Consider the following 15145-nt stretch of genomic DNA (forward strand, 5'->3'; position numbering starts at 1 on the left):
AGGAGTGAGCCTGCTCGCGATAGCGGTCTTTCAATCAACACATTAGTTGAATGTCAGTCCCTCATCGCGAGCAGGCTCACTCCTACAGTTTTGACATCACAAGGCTTTAGATGCCTTGGGGAGTCTCTTCCCCACCCAACGCTTCAACCAGCGCTGGCAGGAAATCACCGAAGGTCAGCATCATCAGCGTGAAGCTGGCATCCAGTTGACCCAGCGCCTCGTCGCCACCGTCCTGCTCCGCCTGATCCTGCAACAGATCTTCGAACTTCAGACGTTTGACCGTCATCTTGTCGTCGAGCATGAACGACAGTTTGTCCTGCCAGGCCAACGACAATTGAGTGACGACTTTGCCAGTGCTCAGGTGCAGCTGGATTTCTTCGCTGGTCAGATCCTGACGCTTGCAACGCACGATACCGCCATCTTCGTGGGTGTCGCGCAGTTCGCACTCGTCCAGTACATAGAAGTCATCAGCGGCTTTTTGGGTGGTGACCCAGTCAGTCATGACCGCAGTCGGTGCCATTTTCACGGTCAACGGACGGACGGGCAGGGTGCCGATCACTTCACGCAGGGTCGACAGCAGGTCTTCGGCACGTTTCGGGCTGGCCGAGTTGACCAGGATCAGGCCCTGTTTCGGCGCGATAGCGGCAAAGGTCGACGAGCGACGGATGAAGGCGCGCGGCAGGAACGCCTGGATGATTTCATCCTTGATCTGATCGCGTTCCTTCTTATAGACCTTGCGCATCTGTTCGGCTTCGATCTCTTCGACCTTTTCCTTGACCGCGTCACGCACGACGCTGCCCGGCAGAATGCGTTCTTCTTTACGCGCGGAAATCAGCAGGAAGTCACCGCTGACGTGTACCAGTGGAGCATCTTCGCCTTTGCCGAACGGCGCGACGAAACCGTAGGTGGTCAACTCCTGGCTTGCACATGGACGCGCCAGTTTGGTGGCCAGTGCAGTTTCCAGCGCCTCGGCATCGACAGGCAGGTCTTGGGTCAGGCGATAGATAAGCAGGTTTTTGAACCACATGGGGTGAGTCTCTCCTTTATACAAAGGGGGGCATTATTGTCTTCGCCGTCCCATAGGCCAACCCTTCTCTAAGCCTTTGGAAGGCCTGAGAAAATTATTTAAAAAAGTGCTTGCCAGAGGTTGGGTCGCTCCGTAGAATGCGCGCCACACCGAAGCGAAGGGTGATTAGCTCAGCTGGGAGAGCGTCTGCCTTACAAGCAGAATGTCGGCGGTTCGATCCCGTCATCACCCACCATTCGTTTCAAGTGTTTAGCGCAGCGGTAGTTCAGTCGGTTAGAATACCGGCCTGTCACGCCGGGGGTCGCGGGTTCGAGTCCCGTCCGCTGCGCCATATTCGGTAACCTGGACCACTGAACGCCAGGTCACCACGGAAAAACCCGCCAAGGCGGGTTTTTTTCTGCTCCAAGGTTGTACCCGCGGGATGTGTCGTTTTATTGGTTTTCGGATTTATTTGAAAAAAAACTTCAATTAAATCAACACTTTACGAAAACTTGTGGCATAATGCGTCCCGTAACGAAGCGAAGGGTGATTAGCTCAGCTGGGAGAGCGTCTGCCTTACAAGCAGAATGTCGGCGGTTCGATCCCGTCATCACCCACCATTCGTTTCAAGCGTTTCGCGCAGCGGTAGTTCAGTCGGTTAGAATACCGGCCTGTCACGCCGGGGGTCGCGGGTTCGAGTCCCGTCCGCTGCGCCATATTCGGAATCTGGAACACTGAACGCCAGATTCCACAGAAAGCCCGCCTAGTGCGGGCTTTTTGCTGTCCGGGATTTATTGATCCCATGTCCTCAAAGGTGCTTTGACACCGTTCTACTGCGCGGCATTCTGGCTGTGCCGATAGTCGCTCACCGCCTCATACACCGCTTTACGCAAGCGGTTGATCCCGCCAATCGGCCGATGCGCCTCAATCCCGAACCACGGATTGAACGAAAGATTGTCACACGCCAGATTCAGCGCCGGTGTATCGAAGTCCTGCGGTGGCAGAGTGATCCGCGCCACGGTTTCAAACGGCGATTCCTGCTCGCGCCATTCGATGCTGGTGTCTTCGATCGGCATGTACTTGTTGGCATCCTGACGCTGGATCTGCAGGACGAAACACGCCGGTATCCGGTCCGTCGACAGTTGCTGGTTTAAGGCGCTGCGCAAGAAGTTCGGTAAATCATGATTCTGTTTTGGCAGTGTGTAGTCCGGGCAGTTGTCCGGGGCGGGCGCCACCCGAAACTTTGCATTGGCTTCACCAAATTTGTACGGCGATACCGAAAAATAAGTGGTCGCGGTCGGACTGTCCGGCGGCGGTGACAGGGTTGCCAGTGCAATAAACAAATGGCGGACCTGCCATGTGCGCGGGTCCCATCCCGGAAAAAATGCCATGACCTTTTTGCCGTCAGCCTGCGCCGACACGTTCTGACGATACTCGGCGACGTCACTGACAAAAAAGTTCGGGTGGCTAAACATCACAAAATCCTGCTCAGGCTGTGACTGGCGGTTGCCGAGCAGTTGTTTTCCCGAAACGTCCAGCAGTTTGATCGCCATCCCCCGGGCGTCGCGCAGGCTGTCGAACTGTGGATAGGCATTGCCATTGGACAGGCGAATCATCGCTTGCCAGGTTTTTCCGGGCTCACTGAACACGCCTTGTCGCAGCGACTGCGCCAGTTGCGGCAACACCTGCACCTGAGCTTTTACACAACCATGAGCCTTGGCATGGGCGTCGCGCAGATAACGGGTGCTTTCTCGGTGTTGATCGACGATGCGTACGGCGGTCTGGATCACGTCCTGGGTCATCGCCGCTTCGCCGGGCGGAACCTGCTCCAGCGCTGACACCGGGCCGCGGTGATGCCAAGTAAACCATGCCGTGGCAATGGCCCAGCCGAGCAAGGCAATGGCGAGTAATACCAGCAACGTCTTGCCGAGCAAACGTCCCAGCCACAACCACACCCGGGCCAACAACGGCAGTTCCTTTTTAAAGGTCGGCATGATCATGGCAGTTGCGCCTCCAGTGGGCCGCCGAGGACTTTCAGGTACTCAAGAAGTGCCCAGCGTTCTTCGGGCTGCAATAGCCGGCCAATAACGCCGTTGCCACGTTCGCCGGCACGGAATTCATGGCCGCTGTTGTGGTTGCCGGTGATGCGCGTGTCGAACAGGAAGCCATTGGTAAACGCTTCGGTGCGATACCCCAAATGTCGCGGATCGTATTCGAAGGTGCCTTTGAAAAAGGTCGTGACGCGTTCATCCTGCGGCGACAACAACTGATAAATACTCGGCACTGAACCGTTGTGCAAAAACGGCGCGGTGGCCCAGACACCCGCCAGTGGGCGCGCCTTGTAAGCGACTTTTTCGCGTACGCCGATGGGTAGGGCGAAGCCGTCCAGGCGTGGTTTTTCCTGCGGCGTGACGTTGGCTTCGCGATAGGCGCGGTCTTCGACGAAGGCGGTGACGTAAGCCAAGCCCTTGGCCACCGACATTTGGCTCAGATCCAGTGGCGCCTTGGGTGTCGGATGCAGTTTGACGTCCATTTTTTCCAGCTCTTTCAGATCCCACTGCAGGGCTGTCAGGTCGAAACGGTGGTTGGCGATATTGTCGGCAGCGGTCGGGTCGGTGCCGATGACAGCGACCGGCAGCATGTGCAAATGCTGCACCCAGCGCTCACCTTCCTGAGTCTGGCGCGGTACGTGACAACCGGCGCAGTTCTCGACAAACAGCGTGCGGCCCTTGGTTGCCAAGGGTTTGTCGATGGCGCCAAACAGATCCTCTGGCCAGGCTGGTGGCTTGAGCCTTTGCAGGGTTTCTTCGATTTTGTGCAGATCACGCACGCGCACACTTGAGGCATAGCGTGCTTCGCCTTGCAGTGGCTGGCCGTTGTCATCGAAAAAATTCAGGGTGGCGCCGACGCCCAACGCTTCACCGATATTGCGCGCCATCGGCTGCTGCGCCGAGCCGTTCCACTGCACCCAGTCGAATGACCACATATCCCAGAGCTGCGGATAATCCACCGGGGCATTGGCCACGCGGTAGTTGGCGGGGGAAATCGCATCGCCAAACGTCGCGTTGGCAATGCGTCCGAAGGCATCGGCGCGGCCGGGGCCTTCTTCGGTCGGGTAGAGGCCGCGATGGGTATCGTTCCAGGCGACTTTGAGGAATGTATTCAGTGAGGTTTTGAAGTCTTTGCGCAATTGCTCGTGACGCGCGTCGTATTCGTCGCCCAGCACGGTTCTGGCGAAACGTTCGAATTTCCATGGGTTGTAGTAAGTCGCGGTCAGACTTGCCACCAATGCCTGTCCGAAACTGCCGCCGCGCCAAGTCGGCACACTGGACGGCAGCACATGTTGCGCGGTACCCCCGTCAATTCGCACGGCCTGACCTTTGAAGCGCAATTCGCCGGTGTGGCAAGCGGCGCAAGTGATGTCCAGATATTGCTCGGTGCTGCCGGGATTCTGATGTCGGGCAAAACCGACGGGGAGGTTGCCGGGGTTGGTCGTCGTGGCTTTCTGCTGCGGGTCGACCAGAAAACCGAAACGCGCCAGGTAATCAGGCGAGGCGAAACGTTGCGCCGAGAAGGGCAGTTCCAGCGCCAGGAACCACTCATAGCGCAGGCCTTTGACCTGCGTACCCTGAGGCGTGAAATAGTAGGTTTGCCGGTCTTCGTCACTCCACTGATTGAGGTAATGCACCTGCTCGGCGGGGGTGTAGAAGGGCAGTTTCGGATTGGCGACGTAATACAGGACTACAGCGAGAACCAGTCCCAGCAGCACGATGATCAGGGTCAGCACACGGAATAAGAGGCGCAAGATAAACATCCTTGTCGATTTGTTCCGCTGTTATGCCTGAGCCTGGCCCTATGCGGCAAGTGGCCATTACGCCAGATGATGCGAGAAGAAACGACGCCGATTGCCGGGACGAGATGACAGAAGCTTCATCGTCGCTTCGCGCCAATGCGTTTTAATCCCTGAACTTATCGGAAGATTCCTGCTCTCATGCCGGTAGCCATTGGTCGTGGCGGCCTGATAAGCTCGCGGCTTTACTCGATTGCCCTTTCGGCGCATGAACAAGGAAATAGCATGAAACAGCATCGGTTGGCGGCGGCGGTTGCCCTGGTTAGCCTGGTCCTCGCGGGTTGTGATTCGCAGACCAGCGTAGAGCTGAAAACCCCGGCGCAAAAAGCTTCCTACGGTATCGGCCTGAACATGGGCAAGAGCCTGGCTCAGGAAGGCATGGATGATCTGGACTCCAAAGCGGTAGCCCAGGGCATCGAAGATGCCGTCGGCAAGAAAGAACAGAAGCTGAAAGATGAAGAACTGGTCGAAGCCTTCGCCGCGCTGCAGAAGCGTGCTGAAGAGCGTATGGCCAAGATGAGCGAAGAGTCGGCAGCCGCCGGCAAGAAATTCCTCGAAGAAAATGGCAAGAAAGCTGGTGTGACAACCACCGCTTCCGGCCTGCAGTATGAAGTCGTCAAGAAAGCTGATGGCCCACAGCCTAAGCCGACTGACGTAGTGACCGTTCACTACACCGGTAAGCTGACCAACGGCACCGTCTTCGACAGCTCCGTCGAGCGCGGCAGCCCGATCGATCTGCCGGTGAGCGGCGTGATCCCGGGTTGGGTTGAAGGTCTGCAACTGATGCACGTTGGCGAGAAGTACAAACTGTACATCCCTAGCGATCTGGCTTACGGCGCACAGTCGCCAAGCCCGGCAATCCCGGCCAACTCGGTTCTGGTCTTCGACCTGGAACTGCTGGCCATCAAGGATCCAGCCAAAGAAGCCGCTGCTGCCAAGTAATCGGTAACGGGTCTGTCAACAACGCCTCGCTTATGCGGGGCGTTGTTGCATCTGGACCTTGGCAAGGGTAAACAGAGCGAACCGATGGCGGTCGGGAGAGTCATAGCCAATGAGACTGCCATCGCTAGCCGCCCTGAGCAGCCAAGTCAATGAAATATTGGGGTTTTTTATGTGAGTAAAAAACGCCCGATCTGAGCGCAGCCCTTATGAAACGGGGCTTTCAGCGCTGAAATGCAGCTCTGTTCACAAGGTTATCCACAATTTGTGTGGATAACATTTCAACGGGAGGAATAGATGAAAGCTCCGTGGAATTTCGCTCGATTCCTGCCCTTGGCCGGCCGTCTGTTGGCGCGTGGCCGTTTACCGACCTTACTGTTTGCGGTTGCCAGCAAAGGCGCCGCGCAAGGCAATCGTCTCGGTAAACTCAAGGACGATTTACGCTTGCTTCAGGCATTGTGCCTGGCCTACTGGCGCGGCGAGTACCGCGCTATCAGTGGCAAAGCCCTGGTGTCGGTGGTGGCGGGTTTGATGTACTTCCTCAGTCCGGTGGATGCGATTCCGGATTTCATTCCCGTGTTTGGCATGCTCGACGACATCGCCGTCCTCGCCTGGCTGATGAAAACCCTCGACGATGAACTCAATGCGTTTCGCCTGTGGCGCAACCGTCAGCAACCGGAAAAACTGGCAGTCGTCGAACGCCTGCCGGATACCCCCGAGCAACTGCAACTGCAGGGGCCGAAAAAAACCTGATTCTCAGCACCCACCTACAGATAGATACCCCCCGCGACCTTGGCCGCTGTTAGGATTACACTTCTAGGGAAAAGTGCCGACTCGCTAAGTGTTGTTGTCCTACGGGGTAGTCATGGATATTCAGATAATTGCACGCGATGGCGAACCCGAATACGCGGTTCTGCCGTGGGCTCAGTATCAGGCTCTACTAAAAGCAGCAGGCATCAACGAAACACCGTCGCGTCCGGCAGCCAAGCCGCTCGCGGCCTCACCAGACGCGATTCTTCCAGGTCTGGATCAACTACGCAGTTTGCGCGAAGGGAAGGGCATCGCCATTGAGGCGCTGGCCCGCACGGTAGGCATCAGCCCGTCTTATCTGGCCATGATCGAAAGTGGCGAGCGTCAGCCCGACGCCGCGATTCGCCGCAGCCTGGCCTGGGAATTGACGGTGCCAGGGTGGAGGGATGAATCGTGAGCGTACGCATCAGTCGTCAACATTGGGACGGATTGCTCGGGGAACTTGATCAGGCGCGTCGCCAGCGCCATCTGCTGACTTATCGGGCCTTGCTCGAGCGGTTGCAATTGCCGACGCCGGCCATGCAAACCCTGACGGCCGCGCTTGAACATCTGGCCGCGCTGGATGCCAAGGCCGAACAACCGTTGCGCAGTTCGCTGGTGATCAGCCAGGGCGCGAGTCGCCTGCCGCGCACGGGTTTCTTTGAATGCGTTGAACGTCTGGGGCGTTTTTCCGGGCCATCCGACGGCGTTGCCGCGGCTTCCTGGCATGCCTCGGAAGTGGTCAGGGTCTTCGAGTACGAGTACCCGGAATCGGCAGAGGCCTGAGTGTTTTTACGACTCAAGGCGCGGGCCAGTTATTGGCTGGCGCGCAGGCTGTTTCACTGGTCGTGGTTTGTCCGCCAACCGCGAGGCTGGCGCTGGCTTGAAGGGCAGTTTGCGCGCATGGCCAACCTTGGCGATGTTGGTGCACAAAGCTTCTACGGGCACATCCTGACCTTTCGTGGTGTCGGCCTGGGTGCACGTGAAGAAGGTGTGCGCCTGTTGCGGCTGGCCGCGCTCGCGGGTGATGGCAAAGCGGCTTATCAGGTCGGCGTGATCAGTTTGGCCGGAACGCCGAGCAAACCGCCGGATCCTGTCGAAGCCGCCCGCTGGTGGGGCATGGCGGCCAAAGCCGGGCACCCGTTGGCGGAGCTCAAATTGAAAGAGCTGAGTACTCGCGACTCAACACTGTAAATCCATTTATGTCTGCCCGAACAAACGCGGCGTGAGGTTTTCCTCACGCCGCGTTTGCGTTTTTGCGCGGTTGTTTATCTGTGAGTTGTTTTTTACAGACAAGTCCTACAGTCATCGCCTACTTGCCTGACTTCTTTCCCGATTGATCCCCCGCACAGTTCCCGCGCCTAATTTTTTTGCGCGAGGGAACGCCCATGTTTGATCCGCTTATCCAGCCCACTTCGCCCACCCGCGTGCGTTGATGGACGCCGTCACCCGCATCGAGCAAGCACTCGACAGCTTTCCCGACACCCTCAGCGTTTACCGCGAACAGCTCAAGCATTGGGCCAGTCGCGCGGCGGACGAGGTCAGCCACGCGGCGGATCTGCCGTCACTGGTGGGCATGGAGCGGATCATTCGCTTCGGCTCCGATAGCACTGCCGTCAGCAGCACCGACAACGCGTTTTTCTCCGGTGTCGTCCAGTGCCCGAAGAGTGGCCCGATGCTGATCGAAAGCAAATTCGAGTCGGTCTACCACATTCCGCTGGGCAATATCGTGGTCGATGTGATCGCCATGGACAGTGGCGAAACCACCCCCATCACCCTTGATGCGCAAGGCAAGGGCTCATTCAAAGGAATACCTGGCAAATTCTACCGGGTGCAGGTGCACAGCGCTGTCACTTCGGGTCAGGTCGAGGACCTGTTCAAAGCCTATGACGGCCTGACTGCTGAGCTGGATGGCTGGCTGCGCAGTGAATGGCAGGGTTTAAAGCCGCAATGGTCGCAGTCGGTGGCGACGGCGGCGGGCAACGGCATGCTGGCCGGGAGTTGGGCGGCGATCGAGGGCGTGTGGGACAGCATTGGCTTGCTCTCGGACATTCTCAAGGATCCCGGTCAGTTTGCTGAGCGCTTGGGCAGTGGTGCGGCGGATCTGATCGAGCTGGCGAAAACCGCGCCCGAGGTCATGGAGAAGCTGCAACTGCTGGTCAGTGACGAGGCGGCGCTGTGTCTATTGCTGCGCACTGCCAGCCTTTGGCTGGAGATGCTGCCACCCAGTGAAATCGCCGGCAAAACTGCTGAAGCGGCGTCGATGATGATGGTGCAGTTGCTCATCGATGTGCTGATCAGCGTCGTCTTGACGTTCGTCAGTGGTGGCGCAGGCATCGCTTATCTGACGCTGCGTCTGGCGGATCGCGCCGTGCAATTGCTGTCGGCGGTAAAGCGTTTGGTGAAGGCGATGTTCGGCATCGTCGAAGGGTTCATCAAATACGTCGATCAATACAAAACCGTTGCCGCCCGTGGCATCGCCGCCGGGGTAAAAAAAGGCCGGATGCAATTGCGCTGGAATGCGCAGCGCAACACCTTGTTGAAGAAAGACGAGCATCACGACGACTCACCGGACCAGGCGAAAAACCCCAACGGCGACAGCGCCGATTGTGTGCCGCGTACCTGCGCCAATGGCTGCCCGGTGTCGATGGTCACCGGCGAAGAACTGCTGACTCTGAGCGACGCGGTGCTCGATGGCGTATTGCCGTTTGAGTTCACCCGTTTGTATCGCTCCAGCGCCGCCGAAATCGATGTTGGGTTGGGGTTTGGCTGGAGTCATTCGCTGGCGCATCGGCTGGCGTTTGAAGGCGACTTTGTGGTCTGGGTCGACCACGAAAACCGTCGCACCCGTTTTCCGTTGCCGAGCGTTGAGCGGCCGGCGATTCACAACAGTTTGTCGCGGGCGGCGATTTTTCTGGGCGATGAACCGGAAGAACTGATCCTCGCGCTGGCCGGGGACGCGGCGCGGTTTTATCACTTTCGTGCGGGAAGGCTGACGGCGATCAGCGATGCCTATGGCAATCGTCTGACGGTGCAGCGCGATCGGTCTGACCGGGTGCAGCGCTTGGACAACGGCGCCGGGCGTTCGCTGTTGTTGCGCTATGACCGCGCGCAGTTGGTTGGTGTGGATTACCAGGTGTTTCGCGACGGTGCCTGGAGCACTGAACAAGCGCTGGTCAGTTACCGCTACGACGCCTATCAGCACCTGATCGAAGCGAGCAACGCCGTCGGTGACAGCGAGCGCTACGACTACGACGACGCTCACGTGATTCTGCAGCGGCAACTGGCTGGCGGTGCGAGCTTCTTCTGGGAGTGGGAGCGTTCGGGGAAAGCCGCGCGCTGCGTGCGCCACTGGGCGTCGTTCTCGCAGATGGACACGCGTTACGTCTGGAATGACGACGGCAGCGTCGCAGTGCATTACGTCGACGGCACTGAAGAGACCTACGTTCACGACGAGCGTGCGCGACTAGTGCGTCAAGTCTCGGCGGATGGTGGCGAGCAGCTCAAGGCCTATGACGATGCCGGGCGCTTGATCGCCGAGCAGGATGCCTTGGGCGCTGTCACCGAATACCGCTACGACGAAGTCGGACGGCTCATCGCGCTGATTCCACCGGATGAGGCGCCCACGTCCTACGAGTATCGCAACGGTTTCCTGCATCGGCGTTCGCGTGGCGAGGCGGTGTGGATCTACCGGCGCAATGCCGAGGGCAATGTCACCGAAGCGGTCGACCCCGACGGTCAGGTCACCCATTACTACTACGACACCCGGGGGCAATTGCTGTCGATCCGCTACCCGGACAGCAGCCGGCATCGCTTGGTCTGGAATAGCCTCGGCCAGTTGACCGAAGAGACCTTGCCCGACGGTGGCGTGCGGCGTTTTTCCTACGACGCACTGGGGCGACGGACCACGACTGCGGACGAACACGGTGCAGTCACCCGTCAGCACTGGGACGCCGTTGGCCGACTGATTCAGACGACATTTCCTGGCGGCAGCACCCGCGCCTACAGCTACGGCGCCTACGGTCAGGTCACCGCCGAGCGCGATGAACAGGGGCACATCACCCGTTATGAGTATGACGACGATCTGCACCTGGTTTCGCGGCGGATCAACCCCGACGGCACGCGGGTGCAGTACCGCTATGACCATGCGCAACTGCTGCTCACCGAGATTGAAAACGAATCCGGGGAAAAGTACCGGCTGGATTACACCACCACCGGGCTGATTCGTCAGGAAAGCGGTTTTGACGGCCGCCGCACCGCGTACGCCTATGACCTCAACGGCCATCTGCTGGAGAAGACCGAGTTCGGCGATGACGGTTCACAGTTAGTCACTGCTTATGAGCGCGATGCTGCCGGCCGCCTGCTGGTCAAAACCCTGCCCGACGGGATCAAGGTCACCTACCAATACGACCGACTCGGTCGTTTGATTGGGGTCGATGACGGCCAGCAACATCCTTTGGCGTTCGAGTACGACCGTCAGGACCGGCTGATCACCGAGCATCAGGGCTGGGGCACCCTGCGTTACCGCTACGACGCCTGCGGCCAGCTCAAACGCATGCGTCTGCCGGACAACAGCGTGCTCGACTACCGCCACGCCAAAGGCGGCGCGCTGAACGGGATTGACCTCAACGGCGCGCCGCTGACCCGCCATGTCTACCAGTCCGGTCGCGAACTGCAACGCCAACAAGGTCTGCTGCTCAGCGAATATTCCTACGACGATCAGGGACGATTACTCGCCCACGCCGTAGGCCATCAGCGCGATGCGTTGTACCGCCGCGATTATGCCTACAGCGCCAACGGCAATCTCGCGCACATCGCCGACAGCCGCCACGGCCAGCGCACCTACGGCTACGACGCCCTCGACCGCCTCATCCGCGTACGCCACTCGCGTGACGAACTGCCGGAAAGCTTCGCCCACGACCCGGCCGGCAACCTGCTGATGCAGGACCGCCCCGGCCCCAGTCAGATAAAAGGCAATCGCCTGCTGATGCAAGGCGACCGCCACTACGACTACGACGCCTTCGGCAACCTGATCCGCGAACGCCGCGGCCGCGCCCAGACCCTCGTCACCGAATACCGCTACGACTGCCAGCACCGCCTGATCGGCCTGACCCGCCCCGACGGACAAACCGCGTCTTACAAGTACGACGCTTTCGGCCGACGCATCAGCAAAACCGTCAACGGCGAGACCACCGAGTTCTTCTGGCAAGGCGACCACCTCGTCGCCGAAAGCAGCGAACACGAATACCGCAGCTACGTCTACGAACCCGGCACCTTCCGCCCGCTGGCACTGCTCGACGGCAAAGGCCCGAAAAAAGCCTGCCCCTTCTACTACCAACTCGACCACCTCGGCACCCCGCAGGAACTCACCGACTACAGCGGCGACATCGTCTGGTCCGCGCAATACGACGCCTACGGCAAAGTCGCCACGCTGACACTGGCCGGCGAGGACTATCTGAACCAGCTGCTGCGCTTTCAGGGGCAGTACTTCGACGGCGAAAGCGGGCTGCATTACAACCGGCATCGGTACTACGACCCCCGGCTGGGGCGGTATCTGACGCCGGATCCGATCAAGTTGGCCGGTGGCTTGAATCAGTACCAGTACGTGCCGAATCCGACGGGGTGGGTGGATCCGTTGGGGTTGAACTCCAACTGCCCGCCGCCGAAGAAGCCTGGGTGTGAGGTGCCGGGTGGGATTGGTGGGGCTAAGGTTGACGAGGGTGAGCCCGCGCTGCCGAAGATGACGGCGCAGGAGCGTAGAGCGAGGATTGATGAACTAGCGGAGGAAAATGCGAAACGACGGGTAACTGAATATGAAGATCTTTATGACATGCACACTGTGAAAAAGCACAGTTCCGAAATTCCCGATCGAGCCCTAAAACAGCGAGCTATCAATGGGGCTGATCCTCACACTGGCGTCGTTCCAATACCACCCAGAGGAAACCCAAGCTCACAATTTCATAATTGGCGAATGCATTTAGGTGCATTAAACAAGGCGATGACTAGGGATAAAAATGGCTTAATTATGCATACGGGGCAGGATCAGAATGAAACTCCGATAGTCAGGTTCGAATTGCCTGGTGCAGGGCGAGGCTACAAACCGAACAGGAACGATCCGCAAAATCCGATTCTGAATGAGAATATGAACTGGTTTGAGGTTAAATTTGACAAGACAAACATGCAAGAGCCGTTTACAGGTTTTCCTTCGGAGAAAAAGTGATGTTGAAAGATCCGTATTTAAATAAGGCTTTCAATCCAAGATTTAGCTGGTTTGTTGGCGTTTTTGATGTCTATGACCGAGAGGAGACTCGAGGTGTTGAACTCGGAGTATATAATCCGAATATTTCTGATGATAGAGAGAAGCTTATAAGGAGCTATTGTCTAAATCTGCCATATCTATCATATAGGCATAAGCTGGTTTTATTTGAGGCTTTAGAGTCAGCGTTAGAAGATTCTAACTATGATTTCAGTAGTCTGTTTGAGATTGATGACTGCGAAACATCCAGCTGGCCTAGAGGGGAATGGTATTCTTTAAACAGTTCGCGTTGTTTTTTTGAAGAGATCTACCGCTTGGCGAAAGAGGTCTGGAGGGAAGATCTTGAGAAGGCTGCTGGTGAGGACAGATCTACTTGGTGAGGGCGATATTTTCATAAATATGGTCACTCTTGATTTTTCTCGTTTAACTAGTGTCAACGTAAGCAATTAGATGCGTCAACTTATCCTGCGGGGGGCAGTCTTGCCCCCATAGGGATATGGTCGCTATTTAATCAACGTTGTCCGATTAGCTGCGCAGGATGTAGCTCGGCAGAAGCGAGGCTATCAATCACATGCACGCTATACCCCGGAACATTCTTCGCATGATGCTTCGCCTGGGAAGCCATTTCCGCGAGTTGACTGGCATCGAGTTGTGCGCAGGCCTCAGGGTGAAGATGCACCACGCCAATGGAAAGCGACAACAAAGGAAACTCCTGCCGCACCCCTTGGCGATTCGGCGCAATAAAACATCCCGCCTCAAGGTGTTCAGGGCGATAGAAGCGTCGGCACTGACTCTGGAAGTCATCAAGCAGTTGATTGAGACGTTTGCGCCAGTCTTCCGGGCCGAGGACGAGCAGGAAGTCGTCGCCGCCAATATGGCCCACGAAGTCGCGGCTCGGGTCGACGCGCTCGTTGAGGCATTGCGCCAGACACAGCAGGACTTCATCGCCGCGCCCGTAGCCATAAATGTCATTGAAGGGTTTGAAACTGTCGATGTCGACGTAGCAGATGACCGACTCGCGACCCTGCTGTAACAGGCGAGTCAGGCATTGTTGAATCGGCACATTACCCGGCAGCAAGGTTAGCGGGTTAGCGTAACGCGCCTGTTGGATCTTCAGTTCGGTGATCAGTTTGAGTACGTCGATCACCCGGCCAAGACCCAGGTAGCCGCCGTTAAGAGTAATGATGAAGTCTTCTTCGATGCGTTGCCGCGCGCGGCTAGTGATCAGGCGGCTGACCTGTTGCAGTGACTGGCTCATTTCCACGGCGAGGAAATCGTCGTTCATCAGGCGGCTGATCGGTTTACGCGCGAACAGGTCGGTGGCGAACGGTTTGAGCAGGGCATCCGACAACGAGTGGCGGTGGACGATGCCGCAGGGTTGGCCTTGTTCGTCGAGTACCGCCAGTGAGTTGAGGTTGGCCTGGCGGCGGAAGGCCTCCAGGACGTTGGCGGTGGGTGTGTCGCGGTGCACGGCCGGTTGGTCGTTGAGCAGGGCGCTGAGGTCGCTGCCTTCGTCGTTCAGCGCAACGCTGCTGCTGTCGTGTTTGGGCATCAAGGCGCGGGCGTCGCGGGGCGGATGTTCCTGAGGACGACCGAGCAAGTAACCCTGCACCAGATCGACACCCATTTCCGTCAGCACCGCGAGCTCTTCCGGCAGCTCGATGCCTTCGGCGATGACTTGCGCGCGAGAGGCTTTGGCGATTTGCAGAATCGAGCCGACGAACTCACGCTTCAATGCGTCCTGATGAATGCCATCGATGAAGTGTCTATCGATCTTCACGTAGTCCGGGCGCAATTCCGACCACAGACGCAAGCTTGAATAGCCGGCACCGAGATCATCCAGTGCAATGGAAAAACCCATGGCTCGGTAGTGATGCAAGGCGGTTTGCAGCAACTGGAAATCGTCGATGGGCGTCTGTTCGGTCAGTTCGATGACCACCTGACTGGGCGGAATGCCGAAATCCTGCAGCAACTGCAATGTGCGCCCCGGTTGGTGGGCGGCTTCAAGCAAGGATTCCGGCGAGACGTTGAGGAACAGTTTGCCCGGCAGTTGTTGCTCGTTGAAACGACGGCAAGCGCTTTGGCGGCAGGCGATTTCCAGCTCGCTCAAACGCCCGGCCTGACGGGCCACGGCGAACAGCGCGATCGGCGAGTGAAGAGGGCTGTTGGAAGGGCCGCGCGTGAGCGCTTCGTAGCCGAGAATGCGCCGTTCCGAGAGACAAATGATCGGTTGGAACAGGCTGTGTAAACCGCTTTGAGTCAGGATCGAGCTCAAGGCACTCAGCTGTTCGGTCGTGGTCATGGC

Annotated in this window: 11 protein-coding genes and 4 tRNA genes; 11 read left to right on the forward strand and 4 right to left on the reverse strand. The window is 58.1% G+C overall.

From position 1 onward, the window contains the following. Positions 1-106: 106 nt before the first annotated feature. Positions 107-1027 carry a recombination-associated protein RdgC gene (rdgC, locus tag HU754_RS09885; RefSeq protein ID WP_064390914.1) on the reverse strand — a complete coding sequence of 307 codons (921 nt, stop codon included), beginning with the start codon at positions 1025-1027 and terminating at the stop codon, positions 107-109. 159 nt (positions 1028-1186) lie between these two features. On the opposite strand from rdgC, the gene HU754_RS09890 reads away from it, so the two are divergent. The 4 genes from HU754_RS09890 (at position 1187) to HU754_RS09905 (ending at position 1722) form a co-directional block, all read left to right on the forward strand. Beyond that, a tRNA-Val gene (locus HU754_RS09890) sits at positions 1187-1262 on the forward strand. 19 nt (positions 1263-1281) lie between these two features. Beyond that, a tRNA-Asp gene (locus HU754_RS09895) sits at positions 1282-1358 on the forward strand. A 192-nt stretch (positions 1359-1550) separates the two neighbouring features. After that, positions 1551-1626 (forward strand) — tRNA-Val (locus HU754_RS09900). Positions 1627-1645: 19 nt separating this feature from the next. After that, positions 1646-1722: transfer RNA gene (locus HU754_RS09905), tRNA-Asp, on the forward strand. A 114-nt stretch (positions 1723-1836) separates the two neighbouring features. On the opposite strand, the gene HU754_RS09910 is transcribed toward HU754_RS09905, so the two are convergent. Continuing rightward, positions 1837-3006, reverse strand: a complete 1170-nt coding sequence (locus HU754_RS09910; RefSeq protein ID WP_186624401.1) for a catalase family protein — start codon at positions 3004-3006, stop codon at positions 1837-1839. Then, positions 3003-4811: a di-heme-cytochrome C peroxidase gene (locus tag HU754_RS09915; RefSeq protein WP_186624400.1), complete on the reverse strand. Its 1809-nt coding sequence runs from the start codon at positions 4809-4811 to the stop codon at positions 3003-3005. Before HU754_RS09915 ends, HU754_RS09910 begins: the two co-directional genes overlap by 4 nt. Positions 4812-5081: 270 nt before the next feature. On the opposite strand from HU754_RS09915, the gene bamJ reads away from it, so the two are divergent. The 7 genes from bamJ (at position 5082) to HU754_RS09950 (ending at position 13220) form a co-directional block, all read left to right on the forward strand. After that, entirely contained in the window at positions 5082-5798 is a 717-nt protein-coding gene (bamJ, locus tag HU754_RS09920; protein ID WP_007919751.1) for a BamJ family beta-barrel-assembly machinery protein, read from the forward strand. 294 nt (positions 5799-6092) lie between these two features. Continuing rightward, positions 6093-6548, forward strand: coding sequence for a YkvA family protein (locus HU754_RS09925; protein ID WP_007919749.1), 456 nt, complete (start codon positions 6093-6095; stop codon positions 6546-6548). Positions 6549-6660: 112 nt separating this feature from the next. Then, the gene (locus HU754_RS09930) at positions 6661-7002 is read left to right on the forward strand and encodes a helix-turn-helix domain-containing protein (protein ID WP_186624399.1); all 342 of its coding nucleotides are present in this window, start codon (positions 6661-6663) and stop codon (positions 7000-7002) included. Further along, positions 6999-7370: a hypothetical protein gene (locus tag HU754_RS09935; RefSeq protein WP_003223109.1), complete on the forward strand. Its 372-nt coding sequence runs from the start codon at positions 6999-7001 to the stop codon at positions 7368-7370. The genes HU754_RS09930 and HU754_RS09935 overlap by 4 nt, the downstream gene beginning before the upstream one ends. Continuing rightward, positions 7371-7778 carry a tetratricopeptide repeat protein gene (locus HU754_RS09940; protein ID WP_095051101.1) on the forward strand — a complete coding sequence of 136 codons (408 nt, stop codon included), beginning with the start codon at positions 7371-7373 and terminating at the stop codon, positions 7776-7778. Positions 7779-8019: 241 nt separating this feature from the next. Continuing rightward, on the forward strand, positions 8020-12804 hold the full coding sequence (locus tag HU754_RS09945) for an RHS repeat-associated core domain-containing protein (protein ID WP_186624398.1): 4785 nt from the start codon (positions 8020-8022) through the stop codon (positions 12802-12804). Then, entirely contained in the window at positions 12804-13220 is a 417-nt protein-coding gene (locus HU754_RS09950) for a hypothetical protein (protein ID WP_186624397.1), read from the forward strand. The genes HU754_RS09945 and HU754_RS09950 overlap by 1 nt, the downstream gene beginning before the upstream one ends. Before the next feature lie 131 nt (positions 13221-13351). Here HU754_RS09950 and HU754_RS09955 read toward each other — a convergent pair whose 3' ends face one another. After that, positions 13352-15142 (reverse strand): bifunctional diguanylate cyclase/phosphodiesterase, encoded by a 1791-nt coding sequence (locus HU754_RS09955; RefSeq protein ID WP_186624396.1) that lies wholly within the window; start codon positions 15140-15142, stop codon positions 13352-13354. Positions 15143-15145 lie beyond the last annotated feature (3 nt).

Source organism: Pseudomonas zeae, from assembly GCF_014268485.2.
Taxonomy (GTDB): domain Bacteria; phylum Pseudomonadota; class Gammaproteobacteria; order Pseudomonadales; family Pseudomonadaceae; genus Aquipseudomonas; species Aquipseudomonas neuropathica.